The organism is Oceanobacillus sp. FSL K6-2867, assembly GCF_037963145.1.
Lineage (GTDB): Bacteria > Bacillota > Bacilli > Bacillales > Amphibacillaceae > Oceanobacillus.
Window position 1 is genome coordinate 3,253,510 of record NZ_CP150144.1, and the last position, 18,856, is coordinate 3,272,365.

The following is an 18,856-nucleotide window of genomic DNA, read 5'->3' on the forward strand; positions in this document are numbered from 1 at the left end:
TGTGTACTGATGGATGCAGATGTAGCGATAATTGGTATTGGGACAATGGGAAATTGATTCTAATGATTCATTAGTCTAGTTAAATTCCGCTGGAGCAGCTGGGCGGCAATGCAATGGGAAGCACAAATTTTTTACAATAAACGGTAAAGAGGTGTTATTTATGGTATTAAAAACTTTTGTCAATGAGCCGGAAATAGTGTGGGGGAAGGAGGAAATTGAAAAGTTACAGAAAGAACTAGATTACGTGAAGAAGCAATTTAATACCAATTACCCGCTATTCATATCGGATAAAAAGATAATGACGAAAGAAAAAAAAGCATCCATTAATCCTAGTAATCATGAAGAAGTGGTCGGCTATGTAAGTCAGGCAGATAAAGCACATATTAATGATGCGATTAAAGCTGCTGAGGATTCATTTCAAGTTTGGAGTACGAAGACATTTACAGAACGTGCTCAATATATTGAAAAAATAGGGCACTTGGTACGCGAAAAAAAACTTGAACTAACTGCTTGGCTTATCTATGAATCTGGAAAAAATAAGAATGAAGCAGAAGGGGAAATAAACGAAGCAATAGATTTTATTGAAATGTATGCCCAAGAGGCGAGAAAGCTCGATGATGGAGCAACGTTAATAGCGATGGATGGTATAAAAAACGAAATGATATATTTGCCGTTAGGTGTTGGAGTTATCATTCCTCCATGGAACTTCCCGCTTGCGATTTTACTAGGATTAACCGTATCTGCCATCGTTACAGGAAATACAGTCTTAGTGAAACCATCATCGTCAACACCTGTCATAGGAGCAAAGTTTATGGAAATCACAAGAGAAGCAGGTCTACCGAATGGTGTGATCAACTTTGTCCCTGGCTCGTCTAGTAAGATAGGAAATTATATGGTGAGTCACCGAGACGTTAGTTTCATTTCGTTTACAGGTTCCATGCAAGCAGCTTTGCAAATTGATGAATTGGCCCATCAGCAAGTTCCCAACCAACGATTCGTAAAACGAGTGGTTGCTGAAATGGGTGGGAAAGGCGGTATTGTTGTAGATGAAACGGCGAACTTAGACCGAGCTGCAGATGCCATTGTAAACTCAGCTTTTGGATATCAAGGACAAAAGTGTTCGGCAGGGTCAAGAGCGATTATTCACGAAGAGGTGTATGAAGCGTTAATTGATAAAATTATCGAACGAACAAAAACATTGTCCATCGGCCCATCTATAGATGATACGTTTATTGGACCTGTAATTGATGAAAGTGCGTATGAAAAAATTACTTCCTATATTGAAATAGGTAAAAAAGAATCATCTTTAATATATGGCGGAAAAGCAGATAAACAAACAGGTTATTTTATAGAACCAACAATCTTTATCGATGCCAAGCCATCGTCTAACCTTATGCAGGAAGAAATTTTTGGCCCAGTTTTATCAATTTCTAAAGTAAAGAATTACCAAGAAGGAATCGATGTCTACAACAATACAAATTACGGCTTAACAGGGGCTTTCTTTACAGAAAGCGATGAGAGAAAAGCAAATGCACATAAAACAATGGTATGTGGGAATTTGTTTATTAACGGAAAATGTACAGGTGCAGTCGTAGGTGTGCAGCCGTTCGGTGGATATTATATGTCAGGTACAGGATCTAAAATCGGAACCCATGAATTTCTAATGAACTTTGTACATTCAAAAACGATTTCTGAGAATCTGTAAGTGCACGCGAAAAACTAACATTCGTTTAAAAAACTTTACTGCGGTAAGAACATAAAAAAGTTTAGGCAATTATGGATTATTAGAGAAAAAGTATTTGATTATCAAAAAATGGTATAAAGTGAGGAGAGATTTTAATGTCGGCAAAATTAATAGAAGGTGGATTTCCAGAACACGCCCGATTTGAACCTACATTTAAAAGAGGCGCATATTATGATACAGAATATTTTAATAAAGAATTAAGTAATATTTGGTTTAAAACATGGCTATGTGCAGGAAGGGTAGAAGAAGTTCCAAAAACTGGAGATTATATTACGGCTACAATAGCCGATGAGAACGTAATCATTATACGTTCGGACGATGGTTCGATTAACACATTTTTCAATGTTTGCCGCCATCGAGGATCAAGGTTATGCGGTACAGAAGACGGAAACTTTACTAGCGGTTTCATTACCTGCCCGTATCATAGCTGGATGTACGATGGAAGTACCGGTGAATTAGTGAACGCTCCCAATATACCGGAAGATGATCAGGATTTCGATAAATCGGAACGTTCCCTTATGGGAGTAAAGACAGAGATATGGGATGGTTATATTTGGATTAATTTTGATGAAAATGCACCAGATTTAAAAGAAAGTTTCAACTTACCAGCGTCTTGGAAACGATACAACCAATATGATATGAAGAATTTAAAGTTAGCGGAGAAAAGGACATATACCGTTAAAGCAAATTGGAAATTTATTATGGAAAATGCCTCTGAATGTTACCATTGTGGAAATATTCATCCGGAATTAAGTCGAGTAACTCCACCGAGCCGTGCTCGAGTAAGAATCGATGATGATATACCAGAAACGGAAGTAGTGAGACATACGGGGGGGATGGATATACGAAGAGGTTTCGATCGTGTAAATATTGACGGAAAAGCATATCGTAAAACCTTCCCAGGACTCGATGAAAAAGAAACACGTAAGATTTATTATTTGCATATTTATCCCCATTCATTTATTGGAATGGCAGCGGATTATGTGGTGATGGTGTCGTTTTTTCCGGTCAGTCCTGAGGAAACAATCGTTCAGGCATATTGGATGTTTGAACAGCATGTCGTTGACAATGAGGAATTTATTCAAGATGCAATTGACTTTTGGGACACCACGAATAAACAGGATTTTGAAGAATGTGAGTTAGTGCATCTAGGAAATCGTTCAATCGCCTATAAGGATGGTGGAATCCTAACACCAACTGAATGGAGAACAGCAGAATTTAAACATTATGTCCAGTCCAAAGTAGAGTCTTCATCCGATTAAACCCAATAATTTTATGCGGAGGGATTCACCATGAAGGGTGTGAAGCAATCGGTGTTTGTGTTAAAAAGTGAAGAGCTGATTGAGGGAGAACCTCAGGATGTTGTGGTTAATGGCAATGTTGTTTTGGTAGCACGAATAGGAGGAGAGATATACGCTGTAGAAGGTATTTGCACCCATGCATATGCAGAGTTAATAGATGGAGATTTGGATGAACATTGTTTAGTTTGCCCATTGCATTTTGCTTGTTTTGACATTCGGAATGGAATAGTGTTGGAAGGTCCTGCGAATGTACCGCTTACGACGTATGAAGTTGAGGAAAGGGACGGGAAGATTTGGATAAATGAATAATTATATGAGGGAGGGTTATCATGCCAGATTATCAATCTATCATAATTATTGGCGGAGGAATTGCAGGCACAAACGCTGCACTACAATTACGAAAAGGTGGATTCAAAGGGAATATTAGTCTGTTTGATTGCACGCCAGATATGCCTTATGATCGCCCTCCTTTATCAAAAGAGTTTATGTTAGGAGAAGTGGAAGAATCAGATGTTTTATTAGTTGACCCTTCGGTGTTTGAGGATCTAAATATTGATTTACATCTAGGCGTCCTAATAAAAGATGTTGATCCTCATAAACAGGAAATTCGAACAGAAGATGGTGTGACGTATTTCTATGATAAATTATTACTTGCCACAGGTTCGACGTTAAGAAAACTGCTGATTGAAGGGAGCACACTTGATAATATCTTCTATTTAAAAACATTATCTGATGCGAAAAAAATTAAGAAACAACTAGGTGAAATTAATAAAGTGGTTATTATTGGTGCAGGTTTCATTGGAGCAGAATTAGCCTCTGTTTGCCGTGCGCAAGGAATAGAGGTGACGATTATGGAGCGCTCTAGTGTGCCAATGGCTCAAGTTTTAGGAGAAGAAATTGGCGAATATGTGTTGCGGCTTCATCACAATCATGGTGTTGATTTCATCACAAATGATTCAATCAAAGCGTTTCACGGAGACAAAAAAGTGGAGAAGGTTGAGACAACAAACGGTAAAAGTATTGATTGTCAAGCTGTTGTTATCGGTATTGGCGTAGAGCCGAACATGATTTTTACACATCAAGACTTAGAAGTGAATAGAGGGTATATTGTAAATGAATTTGGAGAAACATCCCTACCAAATGTGTATGCTGCCGGAGATTGTGTGATGTGGCCGTACAAAGATGAGCTAATTCATGTGGAACACTGGGATCATGCGGTAAACCATGGGCAAGTCGTTGCAAAGAATATGGTTCATGAAAAAGTTGAAAGGTATATACGCGTCCCATATTTCTGGTCAGATCAGTATAATACTCGTTTACAATATATTGGGTATGCGAAAAGCTGGAATAAAACGGTGGTACGGGGAAATAAGGATGCTGGAGAATTTACGTACTTTTATTTGGATAAAGAAAATGTCATTCTTGCTGCTATGATTGTAAACGAACCTAAAAATGTATTGCCTATTCGAAAGTTGATTAATAAGGGAAGTAGCATTGATATAGATGCTTTGCAAAATACTGAAGTATCGTTGAAAAAGTTGAGTTAACTAAAAACGTTCGAAAAAATGGATATTAGCTGCAGCGCATGGCTTATTAATGAGCAATATGCAAATTCATAGGGGGAGGATTTAGTATATGAAAGCAGTGAGAGTAACAGGGTATGGAGGTTTGGATAAGCTTGAAGTAGCGAAAGTACCCATTCCAGTTCCAAAGACTGGTGAAGTAGTGATTAAAGTTCATGCATGTGGGATCAATAAATCAGATATCAATATGCGGGAAGGTGCCTATGGTACGGATATTGATAAGGAACAGTTGGCTGGCTGGAGAAGAGAAGGGGTTACTTTTCCAAGAATTCCCGGCTCGGATATTGTGGGCGAAATTATGGACATAGGTGCAGATGTAGGAAAAGATTATTTAAATCAAAAAGTCATTTTGTTTCCGTTTCAATCACAGTTTAAAAATGGCGAGGAAGATATTACGTACATTGGCTCCGAATATGATGGGGGTTATGCTGAGTATGTAGTATGGCCGGCTGAATTATGTTTCCCTATCCCTTTAAAGGAATATGCTGAAAGTGCTACATTTCCTGTTAGTGCTTTAACCTCCTGGCATAAAATTAATCGAACGAATCTGAAAGAAGGAGAGACCGTGCTTGTAACTGGGGCAACGGGGGGAGTCGGTTCTTTTAATGTACAAATTGCTGCTAAAGTATTTGGAACGAAAGTGATTGCAGTTGTCGGTGATTTAAATCAAAAAGATCGATTGCTGCATTTAGGAGCTAGTAATGTCGTTTCTTACCGCTCGGAAACATTGATGGAAGATATTCTTGATGTAGCTAATGGTTCCGTAGATGCTGTTCTTGATGTTGTAGGTGAACCCTTATTTGCTACTTCACTTGCTGTTCTTAGGCGAGAAGGTCGCTTTAACACATCAGGTGGTATTGCCGGTTCCGTTGCTGAACTTGATTTAAGAACATTATATTTGAAATATCTTACTTTAATTGGATCTACCCCCGGTGCAAAATCGACAATAAAGGAATTTCAAGATTTATTACAGGCAATATCAGATGGAAAAGTGGAACCGACGCTGGATTGTACATTCCCATTAGAAGAAGCAAAAGCAGCACAAAGTTACTTTAAAGAATCAGGGAAAATTGGAAAAGTAGTTCTTATTCCATAAGTAGCATGCATGTGGTATAAAGAATAACTTTAGTAAATAAATGGTAGATTCCTTGAAATTAATGGATAAACAAAAGGAGAGGTTACAATTGAATATGACGAGTGCTAAGGAAATTTTACGGTCCCCATTTGGGACAATAAGTAATGAAAAGGCACAAATAGATGCTGTTCGCATGAGGGAATATCGATTGAATCGTGTTAGACAACAATTAACACAACTGGGATATGGCGGTCTTTTAACTGCCGATCCAATTAATATTCTATATACGACAGGCTTTCGTAATATGGCATTATATATGATGCGTAACCCTTCTCAATATGTTTATATCCCTGTAGATGGCCCCATTGTTTTGTTTGATTACCCAGGAAGTGAGCATTTAGCGGAAGGGCTGGAAACAATTGATGAAGTCCGTTCCGGGATTACTGTGTCTTATGGTGTATCTGGTAACAGACTTGGAGAAAATGCGAAAAAATTTGCTAGCGAAATCCGAACCTTAGTTAAGAAACATGGTGGGGTTGGCAGTGCACTTGCGATAGATGGAATACCTCCCATTTCAGTCATCGCTCTTATGGAAGAAGGTATAAAAGTGGTTGATGGGCGTACTCCGATTGAACGTGCACGAGCTGTGAAATCAGAGGAAGAAATACAGTGTTTACGTATTTCCATGAAAATTGTTGATGAGGCACTGGTCAAGATAAGAACAGCACTTCAACCTGGTATAACAGAGAACGAACTTTGGTCTATATTGCATCAAACAAATATTTCAAATGGTGGGAACTATATTGATACAAGGTTACTTAGCTCAGGGCCGCGAACGAATCCTTTTTTTCAGGAGGCAAGCGACCGCGTTATTCAAGCAGGGGAATTGGTTGTATTGGATACGGATACAGTTGGCCCCTTTGGATATTATGCTGATATATCTCGTACATTTTATTGCGGGGAAGGTGAACCAACAGATGAACAACGGCGACTGTATAATACGGCATTCGAGCATATAGAATGGAATGCTTCCATTATAAAACCTGGCATGACGTTTAGAGAATTTGCAGATAAAAGTTGGGAAATACCAAAGGAATTTTTTGCTAATCGATACTCGGCAATTGCCCATGGATGCGGATTTAGTAGTGAGTACCCTTATATCGTACCTAAGGCAGACTTTGATGAAAGGGGATTCGATGGGGTAATTGAGGAAAATATGGTTTTATCCGTTGAAAGTTATATCGGGGCAAAAGGAGGGGCAGAGGGTGTAAAACTTGAACAGGAGTATTTAGTGACTCCGGAAGGGGTTGTAAGATTTTCAGACTTTCCATTTGAAGAGAAGTTGTTGTATTAAATAACGTTTTATCTTTGTTCATGACATTGTTTACTAATAAATATTTTATAGGTCAGGGTCTTCGTGAAGAGCAATTGAACATGAGGTTGGGACATAACTAGAATATTTAACTTAAAAACCGAACGACAAATTTAGCGTAGAAAATATATACTTCTGAGACATTGAAGTGAAGTTGTACAATATGGTTCACCATCAGCCTCTGGATCCGCAAAGTATATTTTCGAAGCAGGATGTTTGCACCATTCATGTACGGATTCCAGTTGCTAAAAACACATTTGTCCTTGCCTCTAATTAGTTTCCTTTTTATACACTGGAAAAACAGTAGGTTTGAAATCAATAAAATATCTTATTAAAAAGATAGAAGGGGTGAAGGTTGTGTCGGTCATATCCGTTAATAACTTGACTAAAGTATTTGGAAAAAATGCTAAGCAGGCAATAAAGTTATTAAATGAAGGGATATCCAAGAATGAAATACTTAAAAAAACAGGTAGTACGATAGGTGTGAATCGGGCTTCTTTTTCTGTTTCTACTGGGGAAACCTTTGTAATAATGGGGTTATCTGGTAGTGGAAAGTCGACATTAATTCGTTTAATTAACCGTCTGATTGAACCAACAGAGGGAAGTATTTTGATAGAAGGTGAAGAGTTAGCAAAAATGGATAAACAATCCTTACGTAAAGTACGAAGAGAAAAGCTTGGGATGGTTTTTCAAAAGTTTGCGTTATTTCCACATAAGACAGTTTTGCAAAACACTGCATTTGGATTGGAAATTCAAAAAATGCCAAGAGAAGAGAGAGAGAGACAAGCACGAAAATCATTGGAATTGGTTGGATTAGAGGGATATGCAGATTTATATCCAAGTCAGCTGTCCGGTGGAATGCAACAGCGTGTGGGGTTAGCGCGTGCGTTAGCAAATAATCCTGAAGTTTTATTAATGGATGAAGCGTTTTCTGCACTGGATCCCCTTATTCGAAAAGAAATGCAAGATGAATTAATAGAATTACAATCGAAGATGAAGAAAACGATTATATTTATTACACATGACTTGGATGAAGCGCTGCGCTTAGGAGATCGAATTGCGTTAATGAAGGATGGAGCAATCGTTCAAATTGGTACTCCGGAAGAAATTTTAGTAGCTCCTGCGGATGGCTACGTGGAAAAATTCGTTGAAGATGTAGATCGTTCAAAAATATTAACTGCGCAACATATTATGAAACGTCCAGAAACTGTAAACTTGGACAAACATGGCCCGAATGTAGCACTTGAAAGAATGCGAGAAGTAGGAATTTCAGGGCTTTTTGTGGTGGACAGCAATCGCTATTTGAAAGGGTTTGTGACAGCAGATCTCCTACTGGATGCAAGGGGGAAAGGAATACAAAATTTAGGAGACGTAATGGAAAAGAATATTCTACAAGTGAATAAAAATACGCCAATGCACAGTATATTTAACATTATTTATAATTCACCTATACCAATCGCTGTTGTAGAAGATAAGAAGCTGATCGGTGTAATTGTACGTGGAGCAGTTATTGGAGCACTTGCTAAGGATAGCGAGGTGAATTTAAATTATGCTTTATGATGTACTGGGCTTTTTGCCTGAGATTCCAATTGCTGATTGGATCGCAAATTCCGTGGACCGGATAACAACTATGTTTTCTTTCTTCTTCAACCCATTTAAACTTCATTTTGGTAATTTCATGGATTTATTTTCTGAAACACTATCACTAATTCCACCGGTTATATTGATTTTGTTTATTGCGGTACTAGCCTTTTTTGCTTCAGGTAAGAAACTAGGACTTTCAATATTTTCAGTTATTAGTCTCTGGTTGGTGTATAATCAGGGGGTTTGGGACTCGCTTATTCATACGTTTGCTTTAGTAATTGTTGCAAGTTTATTATCCGTTGTAATTGGGATACCAGTTGGAATACTGATGTCGAAAAATAGGTTAGCCGAATCAATTCTAACACCTATCCTAGACTTTATGCAAACAATGCCTGCGTTTGTATATTTAATACCTGCCGTTGCCTTTTTCGGTATTGGTATGGTACCAGGTGTTTTTGCATCATTGATTTTTGCAACACCACCAACGGTAAGATTAACAAACCTTGGTATTAAACAAGTTTCCTCAGAATTGATTGAGGCATCAGATGCATATGGAAGTACAGGGGTTCAGAAGTTATTCAAGGTGGAATTACCAATGGCGAGAGAGTCGATTATGGCTGGGGTTAATCAAACAATTATGCTAGCTTTGTCAATGGTTGTTATTGCGTCAATGATTGGTGCGAAAGGGTTAGGAATGCAGGTATTATCTGCCTTACAACGAGCGGAAACGGGAGCAGGATTTGTTGGCGGAATCGGAATTGTAATTTTAGCGATTATTATGGATCGATTTACAAAAAGTTTAAGGACAAGTAAAGATGTGTGATTCATGATTTGACTTGAAATCTTAAAATATATTATAAAGGGGAGTTTGAAATGTTAAAACCATATTGGAAAGGGCTTGTTTTAATTACTATGTTCTTGGTGTTATTTTTGGCGGCATGTAGTGGAGAAGACGTAGCGGATAGCTCATCGGGTGAAACAGATTCAGGTAGTACAAATGCTGGAAGTGAAGATACGGGTGAATCAATAAATTATACGATTTATGGAATTGAACCTGGCGCGGGAATTAATCTTACTACGGAGGCAGCAATGGAACAATATGGTTTAGATGGGTGGCAATTTGAACAATCCTCAACAACAGCAATGACGGTGGAACTTGAAAAGGCATTGAATAATGAAGAACCAATCATTATTACGGCTTGGAGTCCACACTGGTTATTTGCAAAGTATCCTGATTTAAAAGTATTGGAAGATCCAAAAAATATTTATGGTGAGCCTGGGGATATTGTTACACTTGTACGATTAGGGTTAGAAGAAGATAACCCTGAGGCATTTAAGATAATGGAGCAAGTGTATTGGAGTTTAGAAGATAGAGAAGAAGTTATTCTTGAAGCAGAAGAGTCAGGAGTTAGCATTGAGGAAGTAACGAAGCAGTGGGTTGCAGATAATCCAGATAAGGTAGCGGAATGGACAGAAGGTGTCGATGATGTTGATGGGGTACCTTTTAAGCTGACAACGAATCACTGGGAATCCGATTTGCCGTTAGGGTATGCGCTTGTTGAAGTCATGGAACAAAAAGGCTTTAACGTTGAACTTACGCCTTTAGATGTTGGAGTCATGATTGAATCAGTTGCAAATGGTGATATGGATGCAGTGACAGGCGTCTGGATGCCGATTACGCATAAAGACTATTATGAAGCTAACAAAGATAAATTCATTGAGGTAGGGAAGAATTTAGATAAGGGAACAATGATTGGTTTAGCAGTTCCAGGTTATATGGATATTGATTCAATAGAAGATTTAGAAGCCAAGTAAAAAAACGGATTCTAATTGTCTTATAGAAAAGGATATTTACTTCCCGGATAAGCGACTCAGGAAGACCTACCCATACTAGATGAAACATTAAATAAGAGTTTCACAAATGTGTCAGTCTCATATAACATGCAATATGGTTCATATGACTTAATGTTTGAAATGAAGGTCATTTTATAAGATAAAGGGGGGGTGTTGCTAATGACCCCCCCCTTTTTTTATTACTAAAATCAAGGGCAATCTATGATGATGCTAAACTTGACTGACTAGTTAGTAGAGTTTAAGATTCTTCTTTTTGATCAAACGAAAATGGTTGAGTAATGTTTTTTCTCTCAAGTAGGCTACTGAGCTTTTCTAAGTCAGCTATTGATTGTCTGGAGGTTTTTCTTCCTATCTCAATGATAAGCGACTCGATTGTAAAAAGTGTCGGGACGACAGAATATTGTTTGGAACTGGCGGCTGTATTTAATACGACCGTTGAGTAGTCAGTAGCTGGTGAAGATAAATGATCCGTAATTAATATAACGGAATGACCATTTTCATGGCAATATTTAGCAGCTTCAATCCCAACTGTTGTAAATGGAGAATTATCGAATAAGATGAGTAATTCGCCTTTTTCCATTCGTAATAAGCGATCGAAAATAAATTCTGTTTCATCACTTAATTGGGTAACTTTATGGAAGAATTCTTGTAGTAAATAGCCAAAATAAGTTGCCAGTGCTTTATTCGTTCGAACGCCTAAAATATTGACTCGCTTTGAGTTTAGCAATAATTGAATCGCTGTATCAAAGTTAGAGATTAACGAAGGGGTGACCGTTTGATCTAAAATTGATTTTACTTCCGACAACACTTCTAGTATAGTATGATCTTGTTGATTCGTTGTTGTAAAAGATTTTTGTAAGTGCCACCAAGCTGAAGAAGTCGTTTGCATGGATGCATCAAATATATCCTTTTTAACATCGAGATAACTCTCATAGCCGAGATTATTAATCAAACGCATAACGGTAGTTGTTCCGACATTTGCCTGATCTGCTAATTCGGATAACGTTAATACACCGATTGATTGATGGTGTTCAATCATATAATCACATACTTGTTTCTGCTTTTTTGGCAAATCACTTCGAACGTCTAGAAGTTTTTGTATAAATGTTCCATGTCCATCCATATGGGGAAGCGATTCTTTATTTTTCATAAGATAGTATGCACTCCATAATTTTTAGTTTTGACTTACATTTTACCATATGAAGTTTCGTTCTTAAATGCTTAACAATATTTGCTGTCGCATTTGTGCGAAAATTCATGCCTGGAAAAAGAGCGTCCGTCATTCTGTCATGAATTTTTATATCAGATTTAAAGTTTACCTTAATTGCTTGAGATGATATATCGATAAGGCTTCCTCTCCCTTCCCTTGCAAAGTAAAAATAAAACGTTTACAATGTAAATATACGAAATTTAGTATATTGGGTAATAGAAAAAGTAATCTAAAAGTCTACTAAAAGCAGAGGAGGATCTAAATGCAATTGCAGGATATCATAACTGATAAAGAACGTCTTTTTCTGAAAGAAGAAGTGCCTGAAGTATATAAAACAGATATCTTTTATAAAGAAGTTGCTGCTGTACATGCGGTTGCGCTCCCGAATACAACCCAAGAAGTAATCGACTTAGTCAAGTTTGCCAATACAGAAAATATCCCAATTATTGCCCGTGGAGCTGGTACAGGTGTGGCTGGCTCTCAGGTTCCAATAAATGGGGGAGAATTAATAGTGGATGTTCATCAAATGAATCGCATTCTAGCATTAGATGAAGAGACAATGACATTAACCGTGGAACCAGGAGTGCAGTTAAGTGAAATTCAAGCATTTGTTGAAAGTAAAGGTTATTTTTACCCACCAGATCCAGGCTCAAAAAACTCCACTATTGGTGGTAATATTGCTACAAACGCGGGCGGTATGCGTGCAGTGAAATATGGTACAACAAGAGACTATGTTCGTGAACTGGAAGTTGTCTTGCCAGATGGGGAAAAGGTTACACTGGGAAGCTTAAACATAAAAAGCAGTTCTGGATACGATTTGAAGAACCTATTTATAGGTTCAGAGGGGACGTTAGGAATAACAACGAAAATCAAATTAAAGGTATTGCCGCTGCCACAATATAAACAGTCGGTTCTATTGGCATTTCATACATTAAAAGCTGCGACAAATGGCGTATTAGCTATTCTTCAAAATGGTATCGAACCAACGGCATTAGAATTATTTGAAAGAGGCACGATTGAATATAGTGAAAAATATACAAAGGTTTCATTACAAAGTCAAAAGGGAGAAGCATATGTCTTAATGACAATCGATAGTAATGAAGAGGAGACAGTATCTCATAAGGTTGATATGGTGAAAAGTATTTTAAAAGATCAAGCAGCAGAAATTATTCCTTTGCTTTCCAAAGAAGAAGAGGAAAGGGCTTGGTTACTTAGGGATAATATTTTAGTTGCACTTATGCAGTTTACAGAATATGAAATGCTAGATGAAGTTGTGCCAATTAATAAATTCAGTGAGATGATTAATTATACAAAAGAATTACAAACGAAGCATGGCTTGAAAGTAATTAATTTTGGACATGCGGGAGATGGCAATATCCATACGGTATTAATGAAGGAAGATCTTGATGAGGCAACTTGGCAGGTAAGGCGACAAGCCCTATTAGATGATCTTTATAAAAAAGTTAATGAATTGGGTGGATTACCGTCAGCTGAACATGGGATAGGTATTATCAAGAAATTTTATTTAGAAAAGATGCGTAACCCTGTAGAATTGGAATTGATGCGCAAAATTAAAAATGCGATTGATCCAGACAACCGATTAAATCCCGGAAAACTGTTTTAGTAACAATTTTATGATTCGATAAACCCATTGATTTACCAGTTGCAAACGCTTATAATTACAATATACAAAATATAGTATATTGATTTGAGGTTATGTTATGTGGGAAAAATTATATTCAAAAAATGGGTTGACAGCAAAGAATATTGCCAAAGAATTATTAGACGTAGAAATTGGTAATAAGATTCCTAGAGTTACTGACTATAGTGTGAAACTCTCGATTGGCAGAGGAACTGTACAAATCGCTCTAGGTTTATTAGAAGAATTAAAAGCAATTCGATTGGACGCGAGAGGGCATCTAGGAACCTATTTAGTTGATAAAGATAGTGAGCTGCTGCAGCAAATTGCTGGTATAGCACCGTTGATTGGTTCCATGCCACTTCCATATTCAAGAAAATATGAAGGGCTCGCCACTGGTATGGTTGAAGCCTTTGAATTATCTGGTAAAAAAATTAATCTATCCTACATGCGCGGGGGATTAAATCGGATTGAATCTGTTCGCACAAAGCGAAGTGATTTTTCTATTGTCTCAAAGATGACAGCAGTTAGTAGCTTAATGCAATATCCAAACTTAAAAATCATGAAGGAATTAGGGATAAACAGTTATGTATCGGCACATAAGACTTTTCTGGCTGACCAACATGAAAATTCGATTCGAAGTGGAATGCGGGTAGGGGTTGATATGGATTCACCTGACCAAAAGGAGTTAACGTTCAGTGAATGTAAAGGGTTGGATGTAGAGTATGTGCATATTAATTATATGCAGCTATTAGATATGCTGGATTCGAAGCAATTAGATGCTGCTATCTGGAGTATAGATGACAAACGAATAACCAAGTCTTTTAAAGCGATTGATTTTCAGATGTCGGAAGCAAAGAAAATCGCAGAAGAAACATCAGAAGCAGTTATTATAATTGATGGTGACAGGGAGGAAGAAATCGCTGAAAAGTGGGGGACTGTGGAAATAAAAAGCATTTTAGCGATTCAAAAGCTGGTTGAGTCAGGGGAGAAAATTCCAAGGTATTAACAATGCAGACAAAGAAATCAGGAACCTATCCCCTGCCCCCCTTATGGGAGAGTGATACAGTTGTTAGTAGATGGAATAACCTATATGCATGAGCATACAACGATTAATCTATCAGAAATTAAGAATAATGAAGATTGTCAGCTGGATGTATTTTCGGAAACAGTTCGGGAGTATAAAAAGTTATACGACAAAGGTGTTCGGAATATTATTGATGTAACGAACTTTGGGATGGGGAGAAATATTCCATATGTCCAAAAAGTGGCTGAAGAAAGTGGTATCAATATAATTTCTTCAACCGGCTTTTACCAGGAGAAATTTTATCCGATTCAAGTATTCAGGGAAACAAGGGAACAACTCGCGGAGAGAATGATTAAGGAAATAAATGAGGGAATAAAAGGAACATCTGTAAAGGCTGAAATCATTGGAGAAATTGGCACGAGCCATCATAAATGGACTGAGACAGAAAGAAAGGTATTTGAAGCGGTTGTCATTGCACATAAAGAAACAGGCAAGCCGATTACAACCCATACGACTTTAGGAACACTCGGGCATGAACAGGTAGCATTTTTCAAAGAAAATGGGATTGATTTAAGCAGAGTTATTATCGGACATGTTGATTTAACCGGGGATAAAGACTATATTCTCCACATGTTGCGGGAAGGAGCCTTTGTTGAATTTGATACAATCGGCAAGGAAAATTATATGCCGGATCAAGTACGGGCAGGTATATTAAAGGAAATACAAGAAAAAGGCTACATGGATCAAGTCGTTTTATCAATGGATATAACAAGAAAGTCACATTTAGAGTATCAAGGTGGACTTGGCTATGCATATTTATTAGATGCATTTATTCCGATGCTGGAACGTTCTGGAATTACAGAAACCTCCATTGATAAATTGCTCATAAAAAATCCTATCACGTTTATGAAAGGCTAAGGTGGTTTTAATGCAAACAAGTCCACTAAAGAGTATTTCCTTGGAGGAAGCACAGAAAAGACAATTTTTACTAATTGATGTGATTACAAAGCACTTTAGAGGTGATGAGATTCTTTCGCTTGGTGATTTGGGTGTTGTAAAGGGACTGAATAAACCGACTTACACCAAAAAGGTAGAGGAAGTATTAGCAGAGTTCTTTGGTGCTGAACGGGCGAAATTAGTTCGGGGTGCTGGAACCGGTGCATTACGTTATGGGTTTATGAGCTTCTTAAAACCAAATGATAAGATCTTAGTGCATGATGCCCCAATCTATCCAACTAGTAAAACGACACTAGAATCAATGGGAATAATTTCAATTGCAGTTGATTTTCATAATCATGAGCAAGTCAGAGAAGTAATTACTGCACATCCTGATTTAAAGGGCGTACTGATCCAGCATACACGTCAGCAAATAAACGATCATTATGATTTTGCTGAAATAATTAAAGTCATTCAATCGGTTAAACCATCTCTGACTATTATTACGGATGATAACTATGCTGCGATGAAAGCAGAACAGATTGGAACGCAAATAGGGGCCGATTTATCAACCTTCTCCCTGTTTAAATTATTAGGACCAGAAGGTATTGGTCTTATTGCAGGGAAGGCAGATTTAATCGAAAAAATAGAAGCATTTAACTACTCTGGCGGGAGTCAGGTTCAAGGCTATGAAGCATTAGAAGCATTAAGAGGTCTAATTTATGCTCCTGTTATGCTGGCTATCCAAGCTGGCGTAAATGAGCAATTAGTCAAGCAGCTTAATCAAGGAGCCGTACCAGGTGTGAAGAGGGCCCTTCTCGCAAATGCTCAATCAAAGGTACTGCTCGTGGAATTCGACGAACCAATTGCGGAACAAGTACTCACTCAGGCTAATGAACTTGGTGCTGCACCGAATCCGATAGGAGCTGAATCAAAGTATGAATTTGTACCAATGTTCTATAAGGTGTCCGGTACGTTTTTAGCTTCTGATCCAGATCTGCAGAAAACAATGATTCGAATTAATCCGTTGCGAAGCGGGGCCGAGACCGTAATTAGAATCCTTACCTTATCCATTGAGCAAGCAAAACGGCGACATTAATAGGGGGGGAGTTATCGTGAAAAAAAGGGTTATGATAATCATCCTGGACAGTTTAGGTGTTGGCTATATGGCGGATGCCAAATACTACCACCCGCAGGATATAGGAGCAAATACATTTTATCATATTGTGGATGCGGTTCCATCCATTCAAATTCCTGTCTTGGAGAAACTGGGAATTAATAAGATTGTGAATCATCCAGCCTTGAAGACAAATGAAAATAATCTTGCTAGCTATGGCTGCTTAAATTTGATGCATAATGGTGCTGATAGCTTTGAGGGTCATAATGAAATCATGGGTTCTAAACCAAAGAAAACATATTTAGCCCCATTTATTGACAATATGAAAGAGGTAAAACTTGCACTGGAAAAAGCAGGATATGATGTGAAAATTCCAGATGCTAATTTAGCCTATTTATTAGTAAATGATTTAGTTATTGTTGCGGACAATATCGAAACAGATTTTGGCCAAATTTATAATGTAACCGCACCGCTTGATTATATAGCTTTTGAAGATGTATTAAAAATTGGTCAATGTGTACGTGAAAATGTGAGAGTGAACCGTGTTATTGCACTCGGTGGAGAAAACGTAACACCACAGCATTTACAGAAATCAGTGGAGAGAAGGGAAGATGGTCTGGTAGGTGTAAACTCTCCCAAATCAAATGTCTATAAAAAAGGATATCAGGTACGGCATTTAGGATATGGAATATCACCTGAACGTCAACTGCCTACTTTGGCAATAAAAGCAGGTCTTGATGTATCGCTCGTTGGGAAGATGCAGGATGTTATTTACTGTGAAGGTGCTGCAAAATTTCCCGGCGTTGATACAGAACAGGTCATGAAAGACATTATAGACGAGATGAATCAGGTGCAGCATGGATTAATTGCAGCTACGATTCAAGAGACGGATTTAGCAGGGCATGCTCAAAACCCTGAACGGTATGCAAATCGAATTGAGCTGGTCGATCGCTATTTACCAAAAATTATCGAAAAAATGACGGAACAAGATCTTTTAATATTGAGTGCTGATCATGGAAATGACCCAACGATTGGTCATAATCAGCATACTCGAGAAAAAACATATCTATTAGCGTATCAGAAGCAGAAAGATCCTGAATACCTTGGGGAAAGAGAGACATTATCTGATATTGCTGCTACAGGTGCAGCTTATTTAGGATTGGATAGGACCGAAAATGGCACGTCATTTCTTCCTTTAATAATAAAGTAGAAAGGAAGTTTCGTATGTTTTTAAATGCAACATTGAAGCAGAATAGAGAATTAATTGAAACAGCCATTCAATTTCATCAGCAAGGGCTTATCACACCGAACACATATGTACTTGATTTGGATATGGTGAGGCGTAATGTTGAAATGCTGTCCAGAGAAGCCAAAAAACAGGATATTGAATTACTGTTTATGACGAAACAGTTTGGCAGAAACGAACTAGTATCGAAGGCTATTGTGGAAGCTGGTATTAAGAAGGCCGTAGCAGTAGATCCCTGGGAAGCAATCACATTGCATCAATATGGGGTTGAAATTGGCCATGTTGGACATTTGGTACAAATTCCTAAGGGGATGATTCGTACAATTTTGCAATTAGATCCAGAATTTGTAACCGTTTTTAGTTATGAAAATGCACGTCAGATTAGTGATATTGCTGTACAAATGAATAAAAGGCAGAAAATATTTTTACGGATCGCTGATACAGAGGATTTTTTGTATAACGGTCAAAATGGTGGTTTTACATTAGCTCAACTGATATATGATTTGGAAAATCTCATACGATTACCAGGTATCGAAATAGCGGGATTAACGAGTTTTCCATGTGTATTAATTAAGGATAATTCACCACAGGTAACACAAAACGTTTTTACGATGCAACAAGCTAAGAAATTGTTAGCTGAAAAAGGTATCCATGACTTAGAGATGAATATGCCAAGTGCAACCTCTACAGCTACCATGAAACTCTTAAAAGAGCATGGTGCTACACAAGGGGAGCCAGGTCATGCTATGACTGGCACAACTCCTTTACATGCTTCAGGTGACCTGCCTGAAAAGCCATCGATGGTTTATGTAACCGAGGTCTCTCACATATATAATCAGCAAGCATATGTATTTGGAGGTGGTTTCTATCCAAGATCACGTATGGAGGGTGCTTTAGTTGCAACGGATAAAGAGAATTTGAAAAGAGTACTAGTGATTGAAAATGACCCGGCAAATATTGATTATTATGGAACATTGAAAACTGAAGATGTACATGTAGGTGATACCGTTATTTATGCGTTCCGTACACAGGTATTTGTGACAAATGCCCAGATAGCAATCGTTGAAAATATAAATTCCAGTCCAAAGCTGTTAGGGATTTATGATTCAGCAGGACATGTTATTCCAGCTAATAATGGAGACAAATAAATTTAGAAATAAATAAATGA

At 37.8% G+C, this 18,856-nt stretch carries 16 protein-coding genes; 15 read left to right on the top strand and 1 reads right to left on the bottom strand.

Going from position 1 to position 18,856, the window contains the following annotated elements; all coding sequences use genetic code 11:
• Nucleotides 1-160 precede the first annotated feature (160 nt).
• From NSQ77_RS15780 to NSQ77_RS15820, 9 genes are all read left to right on the top strand, one after another.
• Entirely contained in the window at nucleotides 161-1,705 is a 1,545-nt protein-coding gene (locus NSQ77_RS15780; protein WP_339226987.1) for an L-glutamate gamma-semialdehyde dehydrogenase, read from the top strand.
• 134 nt (nucleotides 1,706-1,839) lie between these two features.
• The gene (locus tag NSQ77_RS15785) at nucleotides 1,840-3,006 is read left to right on the top strand and encodes an aromatic ring-hydroxylating dioxygenase subunit alpha (RefSeq protein WP_339226988.1); all 1,167 of its coding nucleotides are present in this window, start codon (nucleotides 1,840-1,842) and stop codon (nucleotides 3,004-3,006) included.
• A gap of 30 nt (nucleotides 3,007-3,036) precedes the next feature.
• Entirely contained in the window at nucleotides 3,037-3,354 is a 318-nt protein-coding gene (locus NSQ77_RS15790; protein WP_339226989.1) for a Rieske 2Fe-2S domain-containing protein, read from the top strand.
• A 20-nt stretch (nucleotides 3,355-3,374) separates the two neighbouring features.
• Complete coding sequence (locus NSQ77_RS15795; RefSeq protein ID WP_339226990.1) at nucleotides 3,375-4,592, top strand: FAD-dependent oxidoreductase; 1,218 nt, start codon at nucleotides 3,375-3,377, stop codon at nucleotides 4,590-4,592.
• A gap of 88 nt (nucleotides 4,593-4,680) precedes the next feature.
• Entirely contained in the window at nucleotides 4,681-5,724 is a 1,044-nt protein-coding gene (locus NSQ77_RS15800) for a zinc-binding dehydrogenase (protein WP_339226991.1), read from the top strand.
• 94 nt (nucleotides 5,725-5,818) lie between these two features.
• A complete protein-coding gene (locus tag NSQ77_RS15805) occupies nucleotides 5,819-7,057 on the top strand; it encodes a Xaa-Pro peptidase family protein (protein WP_339231038.1) in 1,239 nt (412 codons plus the stop codon).
• Between the two features lie 375 nt (nucleotides 7,058-7,432).
• Nucleotides 7,433-8,635: a glycine betaine/L-proline ABC transporter ATP-binding protein gene (locus NSQ77_RS15810; RefSeq protein ID WP_339226992.1), complete on the top strand. Its 1,203-nt coding sequence runs from the start codon at nucleotides 7,433-7,435 to the stop codon at nucleotides 8,633-8,635.
• A complete protein-coding gene (locus NSQ77_RS15815; RefSeq protein WP_339226993.1) occupies nucleotides 8,625-9,482 on the top strand; it encodes a proline/glycine betaine ABC transporter permease in 858 nt (285 codons plus the stop codon). Before NSQ77_RS15810 ends, NSQ77_RS15815 begins: the two co-directional genes overlap by 11 nt.
• Nucleotides 9,483-9,532: 50 nt before the next feature.
• Nucleotides 9,533-10,474 carry a glycine betaine ABC transporter substrate-binding protein gene (locus NSQ77_RS15820; protein WP_339226994.1) on the top strand — a complete coding sequence of 314 codons (942 nt, stop codon included), beginning with the start codon at nucleotides 9,533-9,535 and terminating at the stop codon, nucleotides 10,472-10,474.
• Nucleotides 10,475-10,751: 277 nt separating this feature from the next.
• Here NSQ77_RS15820 and NSQ77_RS15825 read toward each other — a convergent pair whose 3' ends face one another.
• Entirely contained in the window at nucleotides 10,752-11,663 is a 912-nt protein-coding gene (locus NSQ77_RS15825; protein WP_339226995.1) for a MurR/RpiR family transcriptional regulator, read from the bottom strand.
• A gap of 322 nt (nucleotides 11,664-11,985) precedes the next feature.
• Between NSQ77_RS15825 and NSQ77_RS15830 the strand changes: the two genes are divergently transcribed.
• The 6 genes from NSQ77_RS15830 (at nucleotide 11,986) to NSQ77_RS15855 (ending at nucleotide 18,836) form a co-directional block, all read left to right on the top strand.
• Nucleotides 11,986-13,347: an FAD-binding oxidoreductase gene (locus NSQ77_RS15830; protein ID WP_339226996.1), complete on the top strand. Its 1,362-nt coding sequence runs from the start codon at nucleotides 11,986-11,988 to the stop codon at nucleotides 13,345-13,347.
• A gap of 97 nt (nucleotides 13,348-13,444) precedes the next feature.
• Nucleotides 13,445-14,371, top strand: coding sequence for a GntR family transcriptional regulator YhfZ (gene yhfZ / locus NSQ77_RS15835; protein ID WP_339226997.1), 927 nt, complete (start codon nucleotides 13,445-13,447; stop codon nucleotides 14,369-14,371).
• Nucleotides 14,372-14,431: 60 nt separating this feature from the next.
• Entirely contained in the window at nucleotides 14,432-15,307 is an 876-nt protein-coding gene (locus NSQ77_RS15840; RefSeq protein WP_339226998.1) for a phosphotriesterase-related protein, read from the top strand.
• A 10-nt stretch (nucleotides 15,308-15,317) separates the two neighbouring features.
• Entirely contained in the window at nucleotides 15,318-16,424 is a 1,107-nt protein-coding gene (locus NSQ77_RS15845) for an aminotransferase class V-fold PLP-dependent enzyme (RefSeq protein WP_339227000.1), read from the top strand.
• Nucleotides 16,425-16,440: 16 nt separating this feature from the next.
• Nucleotides 16,441-17,652, top strand: coding sequence for a phosphopentomutase (locus NSQ77_RS15850; RefSeq protein ID WP_339227001.1), 1,212 nt, complete (start codon nucleotides 16,441-16,443; stop codon nucleotides 17,650-17,652).
• A gap of 14 nt (nucleotides 17,653-17,666) precedes the next feature.
• A complete protein-coding gene (locus NSQ77_RS15855) occupies nucleotides 17,667-18,836 on the top strand; it encodes a YhfX family PLP-dependent enzyme (protein ID WP_339227002.1) in 1,170 nt (389 codons plus the stop codon).
• The last annotated feature ends 20 nt before the right edge of the window (nucleotides 18,837-18,856 follow it).